Source organism: Streptomyces sp. NPDC043853 (assembly GCF_056436025.1).
On the sequence record NZ_JBWKDJ010000003.1, the window covers coordinates 21646 to 44207 of the forward strand.

A 22562-nucleotide genomic window follows, 5' to 3' on the forward strand; every position below is an offset into this window, starting at 1 on the left:
CATAGCCGGACACCGCCCGTCAGCCGATCGGGTATCGGCCGACGGGCGGCAGGTGTGTCACTAGTAGATCCCCGCGTAGCCGCCGTACCCGGAGGCGAACTCGATCTTCAGGGTCGGACCGAGGGACAGACCGCCCGTGCCGAGGTTGACCAGGAGTTCGCCCGCGGTGTTGCGGGACAGCAGGTCGGGCCTCCAGTCGCCGTCGACGTTGCCCACCCCGATGAACACGTTCCGGCCGGCGGCCCACCCCTTGGCGTTCAGCTGGACGGCGGCCTTGAACGTGCCGTTGCCCGCGCCCGGGTGGATCCGGAGCGTGTCGGTGCCGTCCACCGTGATCAGGTCGCCGTGCCCGTCGGCGTTCAGGTCGCCGGCGCCGACCACCTGCTTGCTCTGCTTGAAGTTCCCGGCGAGCTTCACCGGGGCCTTGAACCTGCCCGCGCCGTCGGCCGCGTACAGGTAGAGGTCTCCGGTGGTGGTCTTGCGGGCGACCAGGTCGGGGAGCTTGTCACCGGTCACGTCACCGGGCCAGGTGAGGACGTCGTACTGGCCCCAGCCGGTGCCGATCAGCCGCGACGGGCCGGCCTGGCTGAACTTGCCGTTCCAGTCCGGCGCGTACGAGCGGAGCTCGCCCGCGGAGTTGCGGACGAGGACCTCGTTGCGCCGGTCGCCGTTCATGTCGCCGAACGGCACGAAGGTGGCGTTCTTGTCCCACGTGCCGAGCGGGATCCGGGTCCCGACTCCGGTGCCGCCCGAGCCCTTCCACAGCGGGTCGAGACTGACCTGTCCCTTGCTGTCCTTGACGAACAGGTGGGCGTTCCTCCAGAGGTGGTCCATGGTGTAGCTGCGGCGGTTGGGCACTCCGGCCACCGTGACCTTGCCGGACCTGGCGAGCTGGGGGGTCTTGCTGCCGGCACTGTCCGACAGCGTCAAGGTCCAGGAGTAGGTTCCGTTGGGCAGGGACGAGCTCAGGTCCGCGGAGTCGAAGTACCCCTTGAACGGGTGCGGTTCGCTCTCGGGCTGGGGCTCGTCGACGTCGACGACCTTGCCGTTCTTGTCCTTGACCTCCAGCTTCCAGTACGCGCCGGCCATCGAGTTCAGCCACAGCCTGGGCCGCCACTGTTCCCTCCGGGCGAAGTCGACCGTCGTCGGAACGTCCGCGTCCACCAGGCCCAGCGGAGGTCGGGCGACTCCGGAGTGGACGATGTGGACCTGCTGGTCCGCGTCGGCGTAGGCGATGCGGCCGGTGTACCGGTCCACCGTCCAGCCGCGGCCCGGCGCGGGGTCGGCCGGCTTGCCGATGTCCCGGGTGCCGGTGGTTCCGCGCAGGTCCTTGGACTTCAGCGTGCCGCCCGCCTCCCAGACCACGAAACCGTTGCCCAGCCGGGCCGAGGTATGGGCGGGCAGCGGGCTGCTCTTCCCGGTCCCGGTGTCGTAGACCCCGGACTCCTTGTCGCACTTCCAGTAGACGGAGGTGGCCCACGCCTCCAGGGTCTTGATGTCGCAGGAGGCGAGGACGTCCGTGCGGGTGGTCTTTCCGGTGCGGACGTCGAGCGCCTCCAGGGTGCCGGGCGCCTTCTCCCGCCACACCCAGGCACCGGCCAGGGCGAAAGTCCCGCCGGGGGCGGGGAGCGTCCGGACCTTCTGCTTCTTCTCCAGGTCGAGGACCTCCACCTGCCCGGTGGTGTCCCCGGCGGGCCGGTACGCGGCGTACCGGCCCGTGGCCTGGATGCCGTCAGGGGCGGCGGGCTTCGCCCCGGTGTACCGCACGGTGGACTGGTGGCCCTGGGTGTACAGCTCCGTCGCCCCCCGGTACACCACCCGCCCGTGGCCGGTGGCCGTCAGTTCCCCGCACGGCTGCCCGGGCCGGCACGGCGTCGCGGGTGTCTCACCGGGAACCCTGGCGTCTCCCGGAGTGGTCCAGGCACCTCCGGTGTCCGCGTGCCACCCACCGGACGCCCCGTACGCGCGGATGGACGAGCCTCCGCCGGCCACCGCGTTGAGCGTGTACAGCTCTCCGTTCTGCATGGTCATTCCGTGGACCGCCAGGCCCCGGAACTTCGTGTCGACCACCGGCGTGCCCAGTACGGCCTTGCCGTCCGGGCCCGCTGTGACGGCGTGGGCCTTCAGGCCGACCCCGGTTCCGCTGGTCGTGACGACCCGGCCGTCGGCGAGCGGTCGGACACCGGCCACGCCCTTCAGCAGTTGCCGGGCGGGGCCCCCGTTCAGCGGGACGGCGTACAGCACGCCGTCCTCGTGCCGGAGGATCAGCTCGTCGCCCACGACACCGACCGTGAGAGGCCCGTGTTCGGAGCTGCCGGGGTCGGCGACGTGCCGTGCGTCGTCCTCGCCGAGGGGGCCGTCGAGCTTCCAGACCGAGAAGTCCAGCGGCGGCCGTCCGACGTCCCCGTCGATGTGGCGGACGAGCCAGTCGCCCCGGAGGTCGGTGTCGTCCGGGAGGGTCCGGACCTCGCCCGAGAGGCCGACCCAGATGCTCTTGCCGAGACCGTCGTGCACCTGGGCGCCACGCATGTTGCCCTGGCCGGCGTGGTTCCAGCCCTGGCGGTTGTACGGAAGGGGCTTGACCGGGGTGTCCTTGGTCGCCCGGCCGTCGGTGGTGAGCCAGTGCAGGGTCTTCACGGACGCCGCGGTGGTCGAGGTGAGCACCGCCTCGCCGAACACGCCCATGACCTGGTGGCCGGCGGGGACGGCGATCGTCCGGGTGGCGCCGTCCCGCATGTCGCGCAGGTACACGGTGCCGGAGCCGGCAGTGTCGCGGAAGGCGAGCGTGTGCGGGCCCGCCATGAGCGGGGTGAGGTTGCCCGGGCCGGGGGAGGTGAGCGGCACGCTCCCGGTCCTGCCGAAGGCCCACCACAGGTGGCCGCTCTCCCCCTTGGTGGCGAATCCCTCCGCCGTGGCGGCCACGACCTCACGGTCGGAGTGGATGGGCGTCGTCACGATCTCGTCCGCCGGGGCGGCCACCGCCACGGCCGGTGCCATGACGGCCGGTACGGCCGTGGCCAGGGCCGCGAGGGCCGTCGCGGCCGTCGCGCTGCGGCGCAGTATCGTCTTGTTCATCAGGAGAGCCGTCCCTTGAGGTTGACCGGCACCACGATCTTGGTGGTGGAGTGCAGCCCACCCGTGCCGTTGCCGTGGTTGCCGTCGGAGGTGAGCGGGTTTCCGCTTGCCCCTCGGCTGCCGGAGGCGGAACGGGCCCGTACGACACCGGATCGGATGTCGTACGGGCCCGTCAGATGTGGCTAGTGGATGCCCTTGTAGCCGCCGAAGCCGGTGGCGATCTTCGTGGTGGCCAGCAGGCCGCCCTTGCCGTCGCCGTTGTTGCGGAGCAGCTCGCCGGCCGCGTTGCGGGAGATCAGGTCGGCCTTGCCGTCGCCGGAGATGTCGCCGGTGCCGACGACCAGGGCACGTCCGGCCGCCCAGCCCGCGCCGTTGACCTGGACTCGGGCCTTGAAGGTGCCGTTGCCTACGCCGTCGAACCGCCACAGGGTGTTGGCGCCGTCCACCGCGAGCAGGTCCCCGCGGCCGTCGCCGTTCAGGTCACCGGCGCCGACGACCTGCCGGTACGACTTCCAGCCGCCGGAGACCTTCACGCCCGCCTTGAGGGCGCCCTTGCCGTCGTGCGCGAACAGGTACAGGTCGCCCGTGCTCGCCTGCCGGCCCAGGAGGTCCGCGCGCCCGTCACCGGTCACGTCACCGGCCGAGGTCAGCACGTCGTAGGTGTTGAAGCCGGTGCCCAGCCACGTGTTGCCCGTGGTCGGGGTCACGGCCGTCCCGCAGGCCGGCTGGTACGCGCGCAGCGTGCCCGCCGAGTTCCGGACCAGGGTGTCGTTGCAGCGGTCCCCGTTGACGTCGCCGAAGGGGACGACGGTGGAGGTGGTGGGCCAGCCCGCGCCGGTCACCTTCGCGCCGCTGAGACCGCCCTTGCCGTCACCGGCGTGGAAGGCCAGGTTGCCGCTGTTGTCCAGGGTGACCAGGTCGCCGAAGCCGTCCTTGCCCGCGAAGTCGCGGTGCACGGCGGAGCCGCCGGTCAGCTGGACGGCGCCGGTGGACTTCAGCTCCGGACCCTGCCCGTCGGCCGGCTTGCCGGTCAGCGTCCAGTCGTAGGCGCCGTTGCCGACGAGGCGGCCCTGGGCGTCCTTGCCGTCCCAGGCGGCCCGGACGGCGCCGCGCGCGTCGGTGCCGTTGATCGTACGGACCACCGCGCCGCCCGCCTTGGCGCGGATGGTGAGCGTCCAGGTGGAGGCGGGCTTGTTCAGGAACCAGGCGCCGGACCAGGACTTCGTCCCGCCCGCGAGGTCGTGGGCGGCCGGGGTCTCCCGGTCGATGGCGGCGATGTTGCCGCCCGCCACACCCGCGTCCACCATGTGCACGGCCCAGCCGGCGTCCGCGTACGCGATCCGGCCGGAGTACTTGTCGACCGCCCAGCCCACACCGACGGCCGCGTTGACCGGCTTGCCGATCACCCGGGTCCCGGTGTCGCCGCGCAGGTCGGTGGACTTCAGCACACCGTCCTTCTCCCAGACGACGAACCCGTTGCCCAGCCGTACGGTGCTGTTCGTGGGCAGCTGCGCGACGGTGGTGTTCGTGGCGGTGTCGTAGACACCGGCGTCGCCCTGGCACTTCCAGAAGACGGACGAACCCCAGGCCTCCAGCGCCTTGATGTCGCAGAGGGCGACGTTGTCCTTGCGGACCACCGTGCCGGTACGGACGTCCACGGCCTCCAGAACGCCCTTGGAGGCCTCCCGCCACAGCCAGTAGCCGGAGAGCGCGAACGTTCCGCCGGGTGCCGTGATCTTGCTGACGTGCTTCCGCTTGTCCAGGTCGAAGACCTCCACCGGCTGCGACGCATCCGTGCTCAGCAGGTACGCCTGGAAGCGGCCGGACGCCTGGACGGTGCCCGGGACGGGCTTCACCGAGGCGTTCGTGAGGTGCGTGTTGCTGTTGGCGGGCAGGTAGGAGGAGCCTCCGCCGTACACGAGGGCGCCCTCGCCGGTGGGGACGAGCTCCTCGTCGCTCTGCGGCCAGCCCCAGCCCTTCCACGCGCCGGCCTGCGGGGCGCCGGCGGCGGCCATCGTGTAGCGGCTCAGCAGCGGCTTGGGCGAGGGGTGGCCGTCGCTGGTGACGAGGCGGCCGTTCTCCACGGCCATCCGCTTGAACTCGACCGGCTCCGTGGTCGAGGCCATCCGCTGCACGAAGAGGGTGCCCGCCTCGGTGGGCTGCACGAAGTGCGCGGCCTGGTCGCTCGGCGTGCCGCCGATCACCAGGACGCGGCCGTCCGAGAGGCCGATGGACTGGGGGATCGCCCCGTCGAGCAGGACACGGGACTCGTTGCCGCCCAGTCGCTCGGCGGTGAGCTTGCCGTCCTTGTGCAGGAGCAGGTCCTTGCCCGCGGCGCCGACGACGTCCCAGCCGCCGGTCTCGCTGGACTTGGTGACGGACTTCTCGCCCGACATGGTCTGGGTGTCCAGCGCGGTGTACTTGTACACGCGGTTGAGGTCGCCCTCGGCCCACGACTCCTCGCGGACGAGCCAGTTGCCCTTGACCTTGCCCGCGGCGGTCAGGGGGAGGGCCGAACCGTGGTGGTTCACCCAGTACGCCTTGTCCCCGACGAGGACCTGCGCGCCGATGGCGTTGCTGCCGTCCACGCGGATCGCGCCGGCCGGCAGGCCGGAGATGACGGCGTCCTTCAGCCGGCCGTCCTCGCCCCGGGTCAGCCAGTGGAGCACCTCGGACTCGCCGGACTTGGTGACGGTGAGGACGGCCTGTCCGGCCACGGCCCGGAACTCGTGCCCCTGCGGGGTGGTGATGACGGTGTCGGGCGCGGGGGACGTCTGGCGGAAGACGACCGTGGTGCCCGTGGCCGTGGTGTCGACGAACGCGATGGTGGCGTGATCGGCCTGCACGGCCCGGCCGGCGGGCTGGTTCGGGAAGGGCGTCGCCTTGTCCTCACCGAACTTGGTCCACAGGTACGTGCCGGCGTCGCGGCCCGTACGGAGGAAGCCGGTGGTGTTCACGGCGACGAGCGAGGAACCGGTGCCAAGGGTCCGGGCCGGGATGACGTACTCGGAGAGGGGCGGTACCTCGACGGCGGCAGCCGAAGTGGCCACGGCCAGCGGAAGAGCCGTGGTGACGGCCGCGACGACGGCGACGGCCACGGTTGTTCTACGCAGCAAAGCGATCCCCTGATGAAGACGTTTGACGGCGCTCGTACGCGAGTCGCGCACACGCTCGCAGGGTCTGACTCGCCTGGATCACCCAGGGATGTACACGATCACGAAAGTGATATACAGCTTTCCGTTTCATACGTGTTCACGGCTTCATGCATGTTCACGGCTTCATGCGGGTCCACGGCAATCGGAAGGGCCCGTACGACGCCGAGGTGTCGTACGGGCCCTTCCTCAGCCGCTAGAAGATGGCCTTGTACGTTCCGAAGGTGCCCGGCAGCGGGACGGTGGCCTGCAGGCCGCCCTTGCCGTCGCCGTTGTTGCGGAGCAGCTCGCCCTTGGCGTTGCGGGAGACGAGGTCGGGGATTCCGTCCGCGTTGAGGTCGCCGACGCCGGTGAAGCTGTTCCGGCCGGTGGCCCACCCGTTCGCGTTGACCTGGACCGGCGGCTTGAACGCGCCGTTGCCTGAGCCGTCGAAGCGCCACAGCGTGTTCGCGCCGTCCACGGCGAAGAAGTCCCCGTTCCGGTCGCCGTTCACGTCTCCGGCACCGAAGACCTGCCGGTACTGCCTGGCGTTCCCGGCCGTCTTCACCGGGGCCTTGAACCCGCCGGTGCCGTCCGCCGCGTACAGGTACAGGTCGCCCGTGGCGGCCTGGCGGGCGAGGAGGTCCTGGCGGCCGTCGCCGGTGACGTCACCGGGGCCCGTGAGCACGTCGTACTGCTGCCAGCCGGTCCCGATCACCTTCGAGGGCGTGGCCGGGGTCACCGCCGTACCGCAGGCCGCCCGGTACGCGCGGAGCTCGCCCGCCGCGTTGCGGACCAAGACGTCGTTGCAGAGGTCCGCATCGAGGTCGCCGAACGGGACGAAGGTGGAGGTGGCCGGCCAGCCGGCGCCGGTCACCTTGGTCCCGAAGTAGCCCCTGCCGCTGTGGATGCTCAGGTTGCCCTTGGTGTCCAGGGTGAAGAGGTCGCCGTACGCGTCCTTCCCGAGGAAGTCACGGCGGGCCGCACCGCCGTCGGAGAACTCCAGCGATCCGGTCGACTTCAGATCGGGGCCCTGGCCGTCGGCCGGCTTGCCGGTCAGCGTCCAGTCGTAGGGCCCGCCGGGCACGGGCTTGCCCGCCCCGTCCTTGCCGTCCCAGGTGGTGCGGACCGCGCCGCGCGCGTCCGTCCCGGAGATCGTGCGGACCACGGCGCCGTTCCCCTTGGCCCGGATGGTGAGGGTCCACGAGGCGGCGGGCTTGTTCAGGAACCAGGCCGGGGACCAGGTTTTCGTGCCGGCCGCGGCATCGAAGGCCGCGGGGGTGTCCCGGTCGATCGCGACGATGTTGCCGTTCGGGACCCCGGCGTCGACCACGTGCACCGCGTGCCCCGCGTCGGTCCAGGCGATCCGCCCGGAGTACTTGTCGACGGTCCAGCCCTTGCCGGCCCCGGGGTCGCGCGGCCTGCCGATCTCCCGGGTGCCTCCGGCACCCCGCAGGGCGGTGGAGCTGACCACGCCGCCCCGCTCCCAGGCGACGAAGCCGTTGCCCAGGCGGGCGGAGTTGTGCGCAGGCAGCTGCGCGTTCGCCTTGGTCCCCGTGTCGTACACCCCGGACGTCCCGTCGCACTTCCAGTAGACGGACGAACCCCAGGCTTCGAGCGCCTTGATGTCGCAGGTGGCGATGGTCTCGGTGCGCACGACCGCCCCGGACCGGACGTCCACCGCCTCGACCGAACCGGGGGACGTCTCCCGCCACAGCCAGTACCCGGACAGCGCGAAGGTACCGCCGGAGACCGGGATCGTACGGAGCGGCTTCCGCTTGTCCAGGTCGAAGATCCCGGCCTGGCCGACGGGGTCCGTGCTGACCTGGTACGCCGCGAACCTGCCGGACGCCTGGATGCTGTCCCTGACCGCCGGCACGGAGATCGGGTCGTGCGTCTGTCTCCCGGGGCTCGCCTGGTTGAAGCCCTCGAACGCGGTCCGCCGGTACAACACGCGGCCGTCACCCGCGGCGACGAGCGGGAAGCAGTTGTTCGGCGCGACCGCGACACCGCACCGTTCCTGAATCCAGCCGCGGCCCTTGCGGGGCCCCGCCTTGGGGGCGCCGGCGGCCGGCATCACGTACTCGGTCAGATCCGCGTGGTCGAGGTTGGGGTAGGTCTCCGCGCTGTACAGGCGCCCGTTGTCCATCGCGATCGGCAGGGCCTCCTGGACCACCGGGGGGATGTCGGCCTGCCGGACGGCCACCGCCTTGCCGTCCGCGCCCGCCTGGAAGAGCTGGACGGGCCGGTCGACGGCGGGTTTGGTGTCGACGGCCACGACACGGCCGTCCGGGGTGGCGGCGTGGCGACCCTCCCACGGGTCGAGGAGCGTGCGGTACGGGCTGCCGTCGAGCGGAAGCGCGTACGCCTTCGCCGGCGACCAGTCCTTGACGAGCAGTTCCCCGCCGACGACGCCGAGCGTGTTTTCACGGCCCGGTCTCACGAGCGGGCTCTTGACGTGCTTCGCGTCCTCCTCGCCGAAGCCGCCCCTGGTGTCCCAGACGGCGAAGTTCCAGAGGCCGTCGAGCTCCCGGGGCGCGTACGGCGCGATCACCGATTCACCCGTGACGTACAAATCGCCGTCCCACCTCGTCCGCTTCTTCGGACCGGGTCGGGCGGTTCCGTCGCCGTCCACCCACCAGTACGCCGCGGCACCGTCGACGACGAGCGCGACGAGCGCGCCGTGGCTGCCGGCACCCTGGAAGCGCATGCCGCCCGAGTAGGCCGGAAGACCGGTGACCGTACGGTCAATGACCTCGCCGCCCTCCGGCGTCAGCCAGTGGACGGTCTCCCCGGCGCCGCCCTTGACCGTGGTGAGGACGGAGTTCCCGGACACCCCGTGCACCGTGTGCCCCGCGGGGGCGGTGACCGTCGTCTGCGAACCGTCCCGCATGTCCCGGAGGGTCACGGTCTGGCCGTCCGCGAAGGCGATGGTGTGTGCACCCCTGCCGAGGACCTGCCCCTTGGGCGGGTCGGACAAGGGCGTTCCCTGCGTCTCGCCGTATTTCGTCCACACGTAGCCGGTCCGGTCCGGCCGCAGGAAGCCGTCGTCGGTCGCGGCCACGGGGTACGCGTACGGGTTGGCCTTGAGCCGAGCCGGGATGACGAACTCCGCCGGGGCCTCGGCGGCGACGGCCGGGGCGGTGGCGGCCGGGGCGAGCCCGGTGGTGAGGGCCGCGGCGACGGCGACGGCCGCCGCTCTGGTGATTCTGCGCAGCATGAAGCTTCCCCCAGGGACGTGGGACGGTGATCGTTCGTGGGACGGTGATCGTTCGTGGGACGGGCCCGTACGGCGCGCCGGCACCGTAGGGGCCCGTCGAGAGCTCTAGAAGACCCCTCTGTAGCCGCCGAAGCCGGTGGCGATCTTCACGGTGGCCGCCAGGCCGCCCTTGCCGTCGCCGTGGTTGCGGAGCAGGTCGCCCGCGGAGTTGCGGGAGACGATGTCGGCCTTGCCGTCACCGGTGATGTCGCCGACGCCGATGAACTGCACCCGGCCGGCCGCCCAGCCCGCGGCGTTCACCTGGACGCGCGCCTTGAACGTGCCGTTCCCCACGCCGTCGAACCGCCACAGCGTGTTCGCCGGATCCACGGCGAGGAGGTCCCCGTGGCCGTCACCGTTCAGGTCACCTGCCCCGACCACCTGCCTGTACCCCTTCCAGCCTCCGGAGACCTTCCTCCGTCCCTGCAGCGAGCCCACCCCGTCGTGGGCGAACAGATACAGGTCCCCGGTGGCCGCCTCACGTGCCAGCAGGTCGGCGCGCCGGTTGCCCGTGACGTCACCCGTCGAGATCAGGAGGTCGTAGGAGTTGAAGCCCTTTCCGATCGGCTTCGAAGCCGTGGCCGGCGTGGCGGCGGCTCCGCAGGCGGGCTGGTAGGAGCGCAGCTCACCGGCCGCGTTCCGGGCCAGCACGTCGTTGCACCGGTCACCGTTCAGATCGCCGAAGGGCACGAACGTGGAGGTGGTCGGCCAGCCGTCCCCCTTCGCCTTCGGCCCGCCGAGGCCCCCCTTGCCGTCGCCCCCGTGGAAGGTCAGCGACCCCTTGCCGTCCAGGGTGACCAGGTCACCGACGCCGTCGTTACCCGCCAGGTCCCGGCTCACCGGGTCGGCCACGGTCATCCGCAGGCTGCCGGTGGACGTCAGGTCCGGGCCGGCACCGTCGGCCGGCTTGCCGGTCAGCGTCCAGTCGTAGACGCCGTTGGGAATCGGCTTGTTCTTCGCGTCCGTGCCGCTCCAATAGGCGCTGATCACACCGCGGGCATCGGCACCGGAGAAGGTTCGGACCACCGCGCCGGTCGCCTTCCGCCGGATGGTCAGCGTCCACGAGGACGCCGGCTTGTTCAGGTACCAGGCACCCGTCCAGTAGCGCTCGTGGGAGTTGGCGCTGCGGTATTCCCTGAAGGTGTCCCAGGTGTTCCGGTCGATCGCGGCGATGTTCCCGTTCACCACACCCGCGTCGACCACGTGGACGTTGTGCGCGGCGTCGCGGAAGGCGATCCGGCCGGAATACCGGTCGACCGTCCAGCCCCGGGAGTGGGCGGCGACGGCCGGCTTGCCGATGTCCCGGGTCCCCGTGGTCCCCCGGAAGTCGGTGGACTTCACCACCCCGTCCTTCTCCCACGCCACGAACCCGTTGCCGAGGCGGGCGGAGTTGTGCGCGGGGAGCGAGGCCACGTTCTTCCTCGCCACGAAGTCGTACACGCCGGACTTGGCGTCGCACTTCCAGTAGACCGACGTCCCCCAGGCGTCCAGCGCCTTGATGTCGCAGTCGGCCGGGTGCTCGGTGCGCACCGTCGTCCCGGTCCGTACGTCCACGGCCTCCAGCACACCCGCGGACGGCTCCCGCCACAGCCAGGCCCCCGACAGCGCGAACGTCCCGCCCGGCGCCGCGATGCTGCGGACCTTCCGGCCTCCCGAAACGACCTCGGCGGGCCGCTTGGGGTCCGATCCCAGCAGATACGCGGCGAACCTGCCGGACGCCTGGAGGGTATCGGGTACCGCCCCGGTGCCCCCGACCGCAGTGCCGGCCTTCTCCCCGCCGGGTGCGAAGTAGACCGGCTGCCCCTGCGCGAACATCACTCCGCCCGTACCGTCGGCGACCGATGTCGGGCAGGCGTCCTCATCGCAGTCCAGCAGGGGGCCGAAGGGCGCACTCTCCCTCGCCCAGGACCCGGCTTGCGGCAGCCCCGCGGACGGCATGGTGTACCTGCTCACCACCCTTGCCCTGGTCGCGACGGTCTCGGCCGTGTGCAGCACCCCGTTGTCCATCGCCAGGCTGTGGATCTGGCGCGGGACCATCGGGGTGTCGAGCAGCTTCGTCAGCTGCGCGCCCGTGCCCTGCGCGGGCTTGTGAACCAGATGGACGGCGTGCCGACCGTCCGGGGCCTTGGCCGCGACGACGAGCCGGTCGCCCGGCAGCGCGTGACTCCAGGTCGCCTCGGTGAACACCTGCCGGCCGTCACCCGTGTCCCAGTCGTACGAGTACCAGTCCGTGAGCAGCATGCCTCCGACGAGGGCCAGGACGTCGCCCTGGCTCTCCTTGCCGTCCTCTTCGGCGAGTGACCCGCGGGTGTCCCAGGTCTTCGAGACGGCTTCCCAGATGTCCCGGTCGGGGTTCCAGCCCCGGTCCTGGACCAGTGCGTCGCCCCTGAGCACCCCCTGCGGTGACGGACGGGTCCGGCCCGCGGGCGTGAGGTGGAAGTACTTCCCACCGACCTCGACCAGGGCCCCGGAGGCACTGTGGCTCTTCAGGGTGGCGGCGCCGGCGGGCAGCCCGGTGACGGGCCGGTCCTCGATCGCGCCGTTCTCCAGGACGAGCCAGTGCATCAGCGCGCCGCCGGTCTCCGCGGTCGAGCTGAGCACGGCGTCTCCCACGACCGCCTGGAAGGTGTGGCCGGCCGGCAGCGCGAGCGTCGATTCGGCTCCGTTGCGCATGTCGCGGAAGGTGACCGCCGCCGGCTCGGAGTCCGTCGCCTTCTTCACGAACGCCAGGGAGTTCGGCCCTCCCTCGGCGATCGTCGTGCCCGCGGGCACCACCAGCGGCGTGCCCTGCGCATCGGTGTAGGTGCGCCAGGTGTAGCTGCCGGGGGTCCGGCCCGGCATGACGTAGCCGAGCGAACTCGCCAGGACCGGCTTCACGCTGATGTCCGGGTCCGTACGGGCCGGGACGACGTATTCGGCTCCCGCTGCCGGAGCGGCGACCGCGGTGGTGACGTTGACCGCTGTCAAGGGCAGTGCGGTGGCGGCGGCCGCCGCGACGGCAACGGCCACGGTTGTTCTGCGGAGCAAGGATCCCCCCGTGATCGCAGTGATGGCGCTCGTACGCGAGTGGCGCACACGCCCGCAGGGTCTGACTCACCGCGATCGCCCGGGGATGTACACGATCAGGAAAGTGATATGCAGCTTTCCGCTTTCTGCCGGTTTGGGACGGCGGAAGGGCCCGTACGGCACGAGGAGTGCCGTACGGGCCCTTCCGCGGACCGCCTCCGTCAGAAGACGCCCTTGTACCCGCCGAAGCCGGTGGCGATCCTGACGGTGGCCTGGAGGCCGCCCTTGCCGTCGCCGCTGTTGCGCAGCAGCTCACCGGCCGCGTTGCGGGACACGATGTCCGCCTTGCCGTCACCGGTGAGGTCGCCGACGCCGATCAGCTGGAGCCGGCCGGCCGCCCAGCCGGCGCCGTTGACCTGCACCCGCGCCTTGAAGGTGCCCTTGCCCGTGCCGTCGAACCGCCACAGCGTGTTCGCGGAGTCCACCGCCAGCACGTCGCCGTGCCCGTCGCCGTTCAGGTCGCCGGCCCCGAGCACCTGCCGGTACGCCTTCCAGCCACCGGAGACCTTCACGCCCGGCTTGAGCGCGCCCTTGCCGTCGTGCGCGAACAGGTACAGGTCACCGGTGCTCGCCTGACGGCCCAGCAGGTCGGGGCGGCCGTCGCCGGTCACGTCCCCGGCCGAAGTGAGGACGTCGTACGCGTTGAAGCCGGTGCCGAGCCAGGTGTTGCCCGTGCTCGGGGTCACGGCGGTGCCGCAGGCCGGCTGGTACGCGCGCAGCGTGCCCGCCGAGTTGCGGACCAGGACGTCATTGCAGCGGTTGCCGTTGAGGTCGCCGAAGGGGATGACGGTGGAGGTGACCGGCCAGCCGCCACCCGTCACCTTCGCGCCGGTGAGGCCGCCCTTGCCGTCGCCGCCGTGGAAGGTCAGCGCGCCCTTCGCGTCCAGGGTGACCAGGTCACCGAAGCCGTCGTTCCCGGCGACGTCGCGCCGCTGTTCGGCCGCGCTCCTGAGCACGACCGTGCCGGTCGCCTTCAACGGGGCGGCCGCGGAATCTGCGGGCTTGGCCGTCAGGGTCCACAGGTACTCGCCCGTCGGAGCGAGCGCGCCGGACTCGTTCCGGCCGTTCCACGAGGTCCGGATCTCACCGCGGGCCTCCCCGCCGGTGATCGTACGGACCACGGTGCCGTCCGCCTTGCGGGTGAGCGTGAGCTGCCACGAGGCGGCCGGGTGGTTCAGCCACCAGTTCGCACGCCACAACAGGCCTCCGCCCACGTTGACGACCCCCTCCGCCGGGACGTTCCGGTCGTAGGAGGAGAGCGCCACCGCCGGCACCCCGGCGTCGACCACGTGCACCGCCTGCTGGGCGTCGACCCAGCCGATCCGGCCGGCCTGCTTGTCCACGGTCCAGCCCTCACCGGGCCGTGCGCTCGCCGGCCTGCCGAGCTCCCGCGTGTCCGAAGTGCCGCGCAGCGCCGTGGAGTACACGACCCCGCCCTTCTCCCAGGCGACGAAGCCGTTGCCCAGCCGGGCGCTGTTGTGCGCGGGCAGCGGCACGTTCGCCTTGGTCGCGGTGTCGTACACACCGGACTCGCCGTCGCACTTCCAGTAGATCGAACTGGCCCACGCCTCCAGTGACTTCACGTCACAGTCCGCGACCGTCGCGGTGCGGACCACCCCGCCGGTCCGGACGTCCACGGCCTCCAGCGCACCGGCGGACTGCTCCCGCCACACCCATGAACCGGACAGCGCGAAGATCCCGTCGGACACCGGGATCGAGATCGGGCTGGGGTTCGCCGTGTTGTAGAGGTTGAACGTGCCCACCGTCTTCCGGTCGTGCGCGAGCCAGGCCGCGTACTGTCCGGACCCCTGCAGGCTCCCGTGGACCTTGGCGATGTTGGTGTGCGGAGTGATGCCGCCATTGGTCTGTATCCGCAGGAACTCCGTCGTGGGCGCGTCGGCCAGCAGCTGCCCTTCACCCAGGGCCAGCAGGTCGGGGCAGGTCGTCGGCGCCTGGCAGCCGTTCGCGAAGTGACGCCCCAGGAAGCCGAAGCGCGTCCGCCAGGTGCCTGCCTGCGGTGTCCCGCCGGGAGCCATCAGGTATACGCTGAGCTGGGGGGCTTTCTGCGGGTAGGTGTCGAGGGTGTGCAGCCGGCCGTTGTCCATCGCGATCCGGGCGATGCGCTGCGGGACCGGCTGCACGTCGGTGCGGCGGACGACGGACCGGCCGTCCTCACCCGGCACGACGGCGTGCACGGGATGGACGGGGTCGGCCGAGTCGGACTGCGGACCGGTCGCGACCACGGTTCCCCCGGGGCCGGCCGTGGCCGTGGTCACCTTGTCGACCAGCACCCGGGCGGCACCGCCGTCCAGCGGCAGCGCGTACAGCCTGCCGTCGGCGGCCAGCTGGAGCGCGTCGCCTCCGACGACCCCCACGAGGTTCCCCCCGGAGTGCAGGTAGGGCTCGGTGAGCCGCTTCGCGGCCCCCGGATCCAGCGGCCCCCTGGCATCCCACACCTTGAACCAGCGGACCAGGGTGTCGTCGTCCCGGTCGGTGGTGAAGAGCCAGTCCCCGACGACCTTCAGGTCGCCGAAGTCCTCCGACTCGCGGATCTTTCCGTCCGAGGTCGCCCACGAGAAGTAGGTCCCCGTCCCGTCCGAGGTCTTCAGGAGGGCGCCGTACCGGTTGGCCCCCCTGACCTCGCTCACGTCGGAGCCCGGTGCCCGGCCCCCGACGCGGTCCACGACCTGGCCGTTCTCCAGGGTCAGCCAGTGCAGGTTGGTGTTGGCCGGGGCGGCCTCCGTGGTGAGGACGCTGTCCCCGACCACGGCACGGAACGTCCGGCCGAAGGGTACGGCGACGGTCTTCGCCGAACCGTCCCGCATGTCGCGGAAGGTGACGGAGCCGCCCCCGTCCTGCACGAAGGCGACCGTGTGCTGCCCGGCCTGGTGCGGGGTGCCCGGGAACGGGCCCACCTGCTCGGCCTCGTTGCTCCCGTACGCCGTCCAGGTGTACGTGCCGGCCGTGGCGCCCTTGCGCAGGAAGCCCTCGGCGGTCGTGGCCACGGGCGCAGGAGCCGGGTCGGCCAGCTGCCGGGCCGGGACCACGTACTCGGCGGCCACGGCCGGCGGGCCGGCGGCCACGGCCGGCGGGCCGGCGGCCACCGCCGTGCCGGCACCCGCCACGACGAGCGGTATCGCGGTGGCGGCCGCGGCCACCGACGCGCCGACCGCGACGGCGCGGCGCAGCCGCCGGCGGGGCTGCCCGTACTGCTTCTTCTGCATCAGTAGATCCCCTTGTAGCCGCCGAAACCGGTCGCGATCTTCACGGTGGCCTGCAGGCCGCCCTTGCCGTCGCCGCTGTTGCGCAGCAGCTCACCGGCGGCGTTCCGGGAGACGATGTCGGGCTTGCCGTCGCCGGTGATGTCACCGACGGCGGCGAACGCGTTCCGGCCGTTCGCCCAGCCCGCGGCGTTGACCTGGACCCGCGGCTTGAAGGCCTTCCGGTCCTTGCTCCCGGTGCCGTCGAACCGCCACAGGGTGTTCGCGCCGTCCACCGCCAGCAGGTCGGTGTGCCCGTCGCCGTTCAGGTCACCGGCGTTGAACAGCTGCTTGTACGCCTTGAAGTCCCCCTCCAGCCGGGTCGCGGAAGTGAGCCCGGGGGCGTACTCCCGGTAGAACAGGTACAGCTCGCCCGTGCCCTTCTGGCGCGCGATCAGACCGTTCTCCGCCAGCGAGTTGTAGCCCAGTCCCGGCCCCGAGGTGAGGAGGTCGTACTGGTTCCAGCCGGTGCCGATCCGCTGCGGCTTGGACTCCGAGGCGCTCGACAGCGGCCCGCGGCAGGTCGGGGCGTACTGCCACAGCTCGCCGGCCGGCGTCCGGACCACGATGTCGTTGCAGTCGTCCTGGCTCTGGTCTCCGATGGTGACCAGCGTGGAGCCCATCGGCCAGCCCTGGCTGGTCTCCTTGGCGCCCAGCCCGCCCTTGCCGTCGCCGCGGTGGAAGGTCAGCGCGCCCTTGGAGTCCATGGTCAGCAGCTCGCCGAAGCCGTCGTTCCCCACGAAGTCACGGTTCGCGGCGAGCCGGCCCAGCAGCTGGACCGACCCGCTCTGCTTGGCTTCCGGGCCCTTGCCGTCGGCGGGCCGGACGGTGAGTGACCAGTCGTAGGTGCCGTTCACGTCGTAGTAGCCACGCCAGTTCGGGCGTACGACGCTCCCCCCGCCTCCGCTCTCCTGGTGGACGACCTTTCCGGTCGGGCGGTGGCGGAGGGTGAAGGACCAGGACCCGATGGGCTTGTTCAGGAACCAGGCGGCGGGCCAGCGTTCGTAGCCGTAGCGGATGGGGTTCTCGAAGACGTTCTGCACGGGCCAGACGTCGCGGTCGATGACGGCGAGGTTGGTGACCTGGGCCACTCCGGCGTCGACCACGTGGATGTTGTGGCCGGAGTCCCCGTAGACGATCCGCCCCGAGTAGCGGTCCACGGCCCAGCCCGCGCCGTACACGGGATTGGCCGGGCGGCCGATCACACGCTCGCCGTTCGTGCCCTTCAGGTCGGTGACCCGGAGCACGCCGTCCTTCTCCCAGGCCACGAAGCCGTGGCCGACCCGTGCCGTGTTGTGGGCGGGCAGTTTCACGCTCGTCCTGGTGCCGGTGTCGTAGACCCCGGACTCCTTGTCGCACTTCCAGTACACCGAAGTGCCCCACGCATCGAGCGCCTTGATGTCGCAGGACGCCGCCTTGTCCGTACGGACCACCGCACCGGTGCGGACGTCCACGGCCTCCAGCACGCCGGCGGACTTCTCCCGCCACAGCCAGTAGCCCGACAGCGCGAACGTCCCGCCCGGCGCCACGATGCTGCGGACCTTCTTGGAGGCGTCGAGGTCGTAGACCTGGACCGGGCGCTTGGGATCGGTGGCCAGCAGGTAGGCGGCGAACCGTCCGGACACCTGGACCGTCTCCGGGACGGCCTTGGTCCAGTAGACCGTGTGTGCCCAGTCCGAGACGGGCTGCGCGTGGTAGAGCCCCCCGTTGCCGGGGAAGACCAGACCGCCGTCGCCGGTACCGGTGATCGGGGTACAGGTGCTGCCGGTGGCGCACGGCGGGAACGAGGTCTGGAACCCGATGTTCCGTTCGCGCCAGGTGCCCGCCTGCGGCGCGCCCGTCGCGTTCATCTGGTAGTGCTGGTACTTCAGCCCGCCGGGCTCACCGTCGAACACGTGCAGCCGGCCGTTCTCCGCCGCGATCCGGGTGAACGTCTGGGCCTGGGGCACCACGTCGAGCTGCTTCACCACGGTGGCCTTGCCGTCCGGGCCCTTCTCCAGGGTGTGGAGGCCGTGCCCGGCCGGGCCGACACCCGCCACCACGATCCGGTCACCCGGCACCGCGGCGTCGTGGAGCGCGTCCCCGTCCAGGAGCTTCCGCTGCGTGCGCGTGACCAGGTCGTGCGCCGTCCCGCCCAGGATCAGCTCGTTGCCGATCACACCGCGGACGTTCGGACCGCCACTGCGGGCGCCGAACCAGTCGGTGGTCTTCCCGCTCTTGGGGGCGAGCGAGCCCCGGGTGTCCCAGACGGTGAACTTGAGCTCCTTCTCGTCTCCGGCCCACCGGCCCTCAGTGGCGATGAGCCAGTCACCGTAGAGGGTTCCCTCGGGAGCCGGCCGCACCTTGCCCGCCGGGGTGACGAAGAAGTGTTCCCCGCCCGCCTTCACCAGCGCGCCGGAGGAACTGTGGCTGACCAGGCCGGCTCCGCCCGGTGGCAGCACCGAGAGCGGTTTGTCCGTGATCTGGCCGGCCTGGCCGCTCACCGGGGTCAGCCAGTGCAGGAGGTCGCCACCGGTCTCGGCGGTCGAGGTGAGGACCGCGTCGCCGACGACGGCCCGGTAGGTGTGGCCGGCCGGCACGGTCAGCGTCGAGGTCTTCCCGTCCCGCATGTCGCGGAAGGTGACGACGGTGCCGGGCCCCTTCGGGTCCTTCACGAAGGCCAGCGAGTTGGGCCCGCCCGCGACGACCTGCTCCCCGGCGGGCACCTGGACCGGTGCCCCCTGCGCCTCCCCGTACTTCCGCCATATGTGGTTCCCGGCGCCCTCGCCCGCCATCAGATAGCCGGACTCGATGGCGGCCGAGGCGGCCAGGGAGCGGTCGGGCACCGGACGGGCCGGAATGACGTACTCGGCGGCGGTCGGCGTCGCTGCCGGTGCTGCCTGTGCTGCCGGCGCCAGCGGCGCCGCCGTGGCGGTCGTGACGGCGGCGGTGAGCGGCAGGGCGGTGGCGAAGGTCGCCACGACGGCGACGGCCACGGTTGTTCTGCGCAGCAAGGATCCCCCCGTGATCGCAGGTGACGGCGCTCGTACGCAAGTCGCGCACACGCTCGCAGGGTCTGACTCGCCTGGATCACCCAGGGATGCACAAGATCAGGAAAGTGATATACGACTTTCCGCTTTCCCCTGGTTTGGAATGGGAAAGGGCCCGTACGGCACGAGGCTCCGTACGGGCCCTTCCGGGTCCACCGCTCTCAGAGCACGCTCTTGTACCCGCCGAAGCCGGTGGCGATCTTCACCGTGGCCAGCAGGCCGCCCTTGCCGTCGCCGCTGTTGCGGAGCAGCTCGCCGGCCGCGTTCCGGGACACGAGGTCCGTCTTCCCGTCGCCGGAGATGTCCCCGACACCGATGAACTGCACCCGGCCGGCCGCCCAGCCCGCACCGTTCACCTGCGCCCGGGCCTTGAAGGTGCCGTTGCCGACGCCGTCGAACCGCCACAGGGTGTTGGCAGAGTCGACCGCCAGCAGGTCGCCACGGCCATCGCCGTTCAGGTCACCGGCCCCGAGCACCTGCTTGTACGTCTTCCAGCCCGCCGAGACCTTCACCCGCGGCTTGAACACCGCGCCCGCGTCCTGCGCGAACAGGTACAGGTCCCCGGTGGCCGCCTCCCGGCCCAGCAGGTCGGCCCGCCCGTCGCCGGTCACGTCCCCGGCCGAGGTCAGCACGTCGTACGCGTTCCAGCCCGTGCCCAGCCACTTCGAACCCGTGGACGCCGGAACGCCCGCCCCGCACGCCGGCTGGTACAGCCTCAACGTGCCGGTCGAGTTCCGCACCAGTACGTCGTTGCACCGGTCGCCGTTCATGTCCCCGAAGGGGACGACCGTCGACGTGGTCGGCCAGCCGGCGCCCGTCGCCTTCGCCCCGGTCAGACCGCCCTTGCCGTCACCGCCGTGGAAGGCCAGCACGCCCGCGGAGTCCAGCGTCACCAGATCCCCGAAGCCGTCCTTGCCGACGTGGTCCCGACGCGCCTCCGCCCCGCCGGACACCTTCACCGACCCGGAAAGCTTCAGCTCGGCACCCTGCCCGTCGGCCGGCTTGACCGTCAGGGTCCACCCGTACTCCCCGTTCGGGACGTACTTCCCTGCCGTGTCCTTCCCGTTCCACACCGGACGGACCACCCCACGGGTCTCCCCTCCGCCCAGCGTCCGGACGAGCGTGCCCGTGGCCTTCCGCGTCAGTGACAGGCTCCAGGAAGAGGACGGCTTGGACGTCCACCAGCTGGGCGCCCACGTCCTGGCACCGGTCAGGTCCGCGGTCCCCGGCACCACCGAATCCATGAGGGCCAAGGGGCTCGCGGCGCCCTCGACCGCGGCGACGTGTACGACGTTCCGGTGGTCGAGGTAGGCGTACCCACCGCCGAACGGGTCGACGGCTGCCTCCCGGGACGGGCCGTGGCTCGTCACGACGGGTACCCCGGATCGGAAGTCGGTGACGTCGGGGACGTAGCCCGTCAGCAGGAACCCGTCACCGAGCTTCACGTTGTCGTCGGGCAGTCCGTCGAAGCGCTTCTTGCTGACGGCGTTGTACACGCTGGAGGTCCCGGCCATGTAGCAGGTCGCGTAGAACCAGTCGCCGACCACCTTCAGGTCGAACGGTCGGCAGCCCGTGCCGAGGTCGACCTTCCTGACCTGCCCGGTGTACACATCTGTCCCTACGACGACCCCCGGAGTGGTGTCGGGGGTCCACAGGGTCGTCCCCCACAGGGCGGAGGCCGTCAGCGGGATCTTCTTCACGATCTTGCCGCTGTCGATGTCGGCCACGACGTCGACCTGTCCGGCGCCGCTTTCGTTCGCGTAGAAGTGGACGTTCCGGCCCGAGACGCCCCTGACCCCCCTGAGGGCGAGCGTGTCACCCCCGGCCAGCGCCACCTTGCGCACGGCGGCCCCGGCCTTGGCATCCCGCACCTGCACCACAACGCCGCACTCGTAGCAAAGGCCGCTGCCGAATTCGTCGGGCTTCCGTGAGAGTCCGATGAACCGGCCGTCACCGGTCACGGCCGTGTGCCACGCATCCCCGTAGCTGCACAGGCCGCCCTCGGCTTCGTCCGTGCACGTCCACGTCGGCGACGCGGAGACCGAGGCGGGCGAGGTGAGTGACACGTCATGACCGACCCGGCTGAACGGCTCCTCCTGGTTGAAGACGACCTGCCCCTGGGCGAACCGCAGCTCCTCACGGCCCACTGGGTCGGGTGTCGTACGCAGCACCTGCTCGACCGTCGGCCGCCCCGCGGCATCCAGCAAGATGCGGTTGACGCCCCAGGAGGTGGACTCCTTGCCGCCGACGGCGTAGACAGCCCCGTCCGCCCCCTGGATCATCTGCAGGTTGTCGACCCCGTAACCGGGGCTGCCGATGAGTGCTCGGGGTTCGGGGGTCCCCGAGGCGGTCAGCGAGTACATGTCCACGTCACCCTCGCGCCGCTGCACGAGAAGCCAGTTGCCGAGCACCTGGATGCTCTCGGCAGAGAACGGCAGGTAGATCTTCCGCTGCGCGCCGAGGTTGTTGCGGGGAGCGACCGTCGCTTCCCACGGCAAGAGGGTGACAGCGACCCAGTCGGAGCCGAAGGCGGCGTCCGCGTTGTCGGTGCGGGAGCCCGCAGGAAGCGGCACGACCTCCATCGAGGCGCCGGCGAAGTCGATCAGGCCGAGCTGATGGCCCCCGTTCGTGAGGTAGCCGATCAGTGCGTGGGTCGCGTTGAAGTCCATGACCCGGGGAGTCCCGCTGACCTTCGCCGTGGTCTTGACGACCGCGTCCTTGACCGGGTTGCCCGACCGGCCCACGAGGTGCAGCTCCTTCCACCCGTCGGGGCGAACGCTGAAGGTCAGGGCATGAGTTCGGGAGAACGCCTTCATCCACGTGTGGCCCGCGGGGAGGGCGACCTGCTCGGTCGAGCCCGAGACGAAGTCGTGGATGGGGAGCGCCCCCGTCCGTCCGAAATCGGTGTAACAGGCGAACGAGTCGCCGGTCGAGAACTGGTCGCAGTACGGCGCCGTGGCGGTCTTGCCGTCCGAAAGACGCTGCCATCGGAAATCGGGCCCCGCCACGTGCGTCAGCAATCCCGTCCCGGCGGCGTAGAGGGGCTGCTGCGGCGGCGCCTTGGTCGGTGGAGCAGGAATCGTCAGCTCCGTCCCCGCCGCGGGGGCCGCCGTCGCCATGGGCGCGTCCACCAGTACGCCCGCGCCCATGGCGAGCGCGAGCGCGACGGCGCCCAGGGCGCTCCGACTCCTCCTGTGTACGGATCGGCGCGGTACGCGTACGGATCTCTGCCGTGCGGATGGCATGGGCTTCCTCGGTCTCCTCAGAGGTGGCACCCCTGCGGGTGCCGGAGAGGAGACTCACGAGCACCCCGGATGGATGTACGAGAACCGGCCCCGGGAACGGGACAGGGCCCGTACGACACGAGGTGTCGTACGGGCCCTGTCCGTCAGATCAGGAGTGACCGTCAGCCGTTGCGCTTCCAGCGCGGCTTGTCGTCGCGGCGGCCGAAGGAGCCGGAGCCCGAGCCGGACGGACGGTGGTCGTCGCGGCGGCCGTAGGGGCGGTCGCCGCCGCCGGAGCGGAAGCCGCCCGAGGGACGGTCGTCGCGGCGGTCGCGGTTGAACGGACGGTCGCCGCCGGCCGAGCGGTAGCCGCCGGACGGGCGGTCGTCGCGGCGGAAGCCGCCACGGTCACCGCGGTGGTCGTCACGGCGCTCGAAGCCACGGTCACCACGGTCGTCCCGGCGGTCACGGTTGAAGCCACCGCCGCGGTTGTCGTCGCGACGGTCGTCGCGGCGGAG

7 protein-coding genes and 1 pseudogene are annotated in these 22562 nt (G+C 71.5%); all 8 read right to left on the minus strand.

Annotation, left to right across the window (positions count from 1 at the left end; translation table 11 throughout):
* Positions 1 to 60: 60 nt before the first annotated feature.
* Positions 61 to 3075, minus strand: a complete 3015-nt coding sequence (locus tag AC067U_RS08850; RefSeq protein ID WP_478828964.1) for an FG-GAP repeat domain-containing protein — start codon at positions 3073 to 3075, stop codon at positions 61 to 63.
* 182 nt (positions 3076 to 3257) lie between these two features.
* Entirely contained in the window at positions 3258 to 6191 is a 2934-nt protein-coding gene (locus AC067U_RS08855; protein WP_478828965.1) for an FG-GAP-like repeat-containing protein, read from the minus strand.
* Between the two features lie 232 nt (positions 6192 to 6423).
* On the minus strand, positions 6424 to 9426 hold the full coding sequence (locus AC067U_RS08860) for an FG-GAP-like repeat-containing protein (protein ID WP_478828966.1): 3003 nt from the start codon (positions 9424 to 9426) through the stop codon (positions 6424 to 6426).
* Positions 9427 to 9531: 105 nt separating this feature from the next.
* Entirely contained in the window at positions 9532 to 12492 is a 2961-nt protein-coding gene (locus tag AC067U_RS08865; RefSeq protein ID WP_478828967.1) for an FG-GAP-like repeat-containing protein, read from the minus strand.
* A 200-nt stretch (positions 12493 to 12692) separates the two neighbouring features.
* A complete protein-coding gene (locus AC067U_RS08870) occupies positions 12693 to 15755 on the minus strand; it encodes an FG-GAP-like repeat-containing protein (protein ID WP_478828968.1) in 3063 nt (1020 codons plus the stop codon).
* On the minus strand, positions 15755 to 18784 hold the full coding sequence (locus AC067U_RS08875; protein WP_478828969.1) for an FG-GAP repeat domain-containing protein: 3030 nt from the start codon (positions 18782 to 18784) through the stop codon (positions 15755 to 15757). The genes AC067U_RS08870 and AC067U_RS08875 overlap by 1 nt, the downstream gene beginning before the upstream one ends.
* A gap of 197 nt (positions 18785 to 18981) precedes the next feature.
* On the minus strand, positions 18982 to 22065 hold the full coding sequence (locus AC067U_RS08880) for an FG-GAP-like repeat-containing protein (RefSeq protein WP_478828970.1): 3084 nt from the start codon (positions 22063 to 22065) through the stop codon (positions 18982 to 18984).
* Positions 22066 to 22226: 161 nt separating this feature from the next.
* A pseudogene (locus tag AC067U_RS08885) lies at positions 22227 to 22562 on the minus strand (DEAD/DEAH box helicase); the annotation flags it as partial.